The following is a 2,396-nucleotide window of genomic DNA, read 5'->3' on the forward strand; positions in this document are numbered from 1 at the left end:
GGTAGTGCCGCCCCGCGGGGCGGCACTACCCCTCAGCGGTTCTTTTTCTCCTTCCTGTTCATGCTTTTTCGTTCTTGCGTGCCGCCGTGGTGCGGCGGAAGCGGTAGGAGTCTGTGCCGGTTGTGATGATGTGCGCACGGTCGGTAAGGCGGTCGATCAGCGCTTTGCACAGGCGCGGATTGGGGATGACCTGGGACCACTCGGAGAAAGGCAGGTTGGTGGTGACGATCACCGCGGCTTTCTCGGCGCGGTCGGCGATCACCTGGAACATCAGCTCGCACGCCGTCTCGGCCAGTGGCACATAGCCCAATTCGTCGATGCAGATCAGGTCGAGCCGTTCCCACCGGCTAAGCGCGCGGCTGAGCTGGTTGGCGTGCGCCGCCTCGGCCAGTTCGTTGATCATCGCGGTTGCCGTGGTGAAGCGCACCCGCCGGCGCTGACGGCAGGCGGCCACGCATAATCCAGTCGCCAGGTGGGTCTTGCCGGTGCCCGCTTCGCCAACCAACAGGATCGGCTCCGCCTTGGCCACGTAATCGCCCGCGGCCAGGTCGCGCAGTTGCGCGGCCGAGACGCCGGATCGGTCGAACTCGAACCCCTCCAGCGTTTTCATCCGCGGCAGTCGGGCTTCGTGCAGCAGCCGCGCAATCGCCCGGGTCTCGCGTTCCTCCATCTCGGCGCCGAGCAAAGCTTCCAGATACCCGATATGGGATTGTCCCTCGCGGATCGCCGCCTCCGCCAGTCGTGCGAACTGCCCGCCCATCGTCGACATCCGCAGCGTCTTGCATTGCTGGCGGATGGCCTGCTCCTGCATGTCGCTCATCACGCGCGCCCCTGGCAGGGTGCCGTCAGCAGCGTATCGTAATCGGCGAGGCTGGGCATCGGCCGGTCATAGCGGGCCAGTTCGCCCACATCGACCGGCTCCGCCCGGGCCTTGTTCAACCCTGCCTCGTTAAGCAGGTAACGCACCGCCGCCACGTCACAGGCGCCGAGCGAGACGGTGGTGGTGATCGCCGTGCGCAGCCGATCCTGGCCGAATTCCTGGCCGAGCAGCAGCACGGTGATCATCGCCTGGGTGCCTTTGTCCTTGCCGTGCCGCGCACGCAGCCGGCGCCACAGCTCGTCGTAGCAATCAGGCCACCGGCCAGCTGCACGCCATTGCGCCAGCGGCTTGGAGCCCGCGAACGCCCCCGGCTTGTGGCTCAGCACATCGAGATAATGCTCAAGGTCGAGCACATGCTGGCGCCGCTGATGGCAGCGTTCATGCCGCGCGATCTGTTTGCCGCCATGCCAGATCTCGACATGCAACGGCCGGATCCGCGCTTCTACCCGGCTGCCCGCCTTCACCGGCACCGAGTAGAAATTCGTCTTCACCGTTACGCAGCCTTGCTTGTCGACCAGCGGGAAGGCGATATCAGCAATATCGAACCCCTCTGCCGCGCCGGGCAGCAGATGTTCGCGTTCCACCGCCATTGTGGTGCCGACCGTCTCGATCCGCCCGGCCAGAACCCGCGCCTCATCACCCCGGCAATGCGCAATGAGCCTGCCGTTCAGTGCATCGATATCTGCGATGCACGGCACCGGCACCAGGTGATTGCGCCGAAAATAACCGGCCTCTCCCTCAATGCCACCCTTCTCATGACCCTCGGCAGGCGTGCAGAACTCCGCGGTAAACCGCCAATGCGAGCGGAACGCCAGGAACCGAATTGTCTCCTCGCGCCGGTGGCCGCGCAGGATCTTGCGGACCGCACTCGCCAGATTATCATAGCGCAGCAGGCGAAACACCCCGCCGAAATAATCGAACGCCAACTCATGCGCCTCAAGAAACGCCTGCTGGGTTGCGTGCAGATACGCACGGTGAAACGCCGCCCCGCTCGCCATCGAGCGCATCGCGAACACCTGTACCTTGCAGCGCTCGCCATCAAAATCGACCCAGGCTTCATACCAGTCGACCTGCGCCTCCTGGCCCAGCGCATAGCTTTGCGGCACGAACGTCTCACGCCGCAGCAGCCCCAGCTGGTGTTTACGGTCGCGCACGTGGTTGCGCACCGTCGATTCCGCGACCGATGCGCCGGGAAACTCCGTCAGGATCCGATGGTAAATCCGCCGCGCCGTGTGCCGCTGCTTGCGCGGTGCCCGCTGATCCGCCTCCAGGATACCATCGATAAACCCAACCACAGCGTCCAGCTTCGGCTTCAGCCGCGGCGGATAACGGTGCATCGCAGGCAGCGCCGCAGCCAGCGCCTGACGAACCGTCCGCCGATGAACCCCAAACTTTGCCGCCACACCGGCAACCGTACCGACCCCAAACTCATGCTCCCGACGGAGCTGTTCGAATAATTCCACTTTGACTTTCCAGTCCATGCAGGGTTCCCCAATCGTGCTGGGGTGACCGTATG

General features: G+C 64.6%; 2 protein-coding genes. Both read right to left on the bottom strand.

Annotated elements, in window-relative coordinates:
- Nucleotides 1–58: 58 nt before the first annotated feature.
- Nucleotides 59–820 carry an IS21-like element helper ATPase IstB gene (istB, locus tag QQJ84_RS19275; protein WP_284259952.1) on the bottom strand — a complete coding sequence of 254 codons (762 nt, stop codon included), beginning with the start codon at nt 818–820 and terminating at the stop codon, nt 59–61.
- On the bottom strand, nt 820–2,396 hold a 1,577-nt coding region (gene istA / locus QQJ84_RS19280; protein WP_284259953.1), incomplete at its 5' end, for an IS21 family transposase. The genes istB and istA, both read right to left, overlap by 1 nt.

It is taken from the genome of Acidocella aquatica (assembly GCF_030160635.1).
In the GTDB taxonomy this organism is placed as follows: Bacteria; Pseudomonadota; Alphaproteobacteria; order Acetobacterales; family Acetobacteraceae; genus Acidocella; species Acidocella aquatica.

Bases quoted from the DNA above. Each gene is read 5' to 3' on its own strand.
- istB (WP_284259952.1), bottom strand. From the start codon at position 820: ATGAGCGACATGCAGGAGCAGGCCATCCGCCAGCAATGCAAGACGCTG.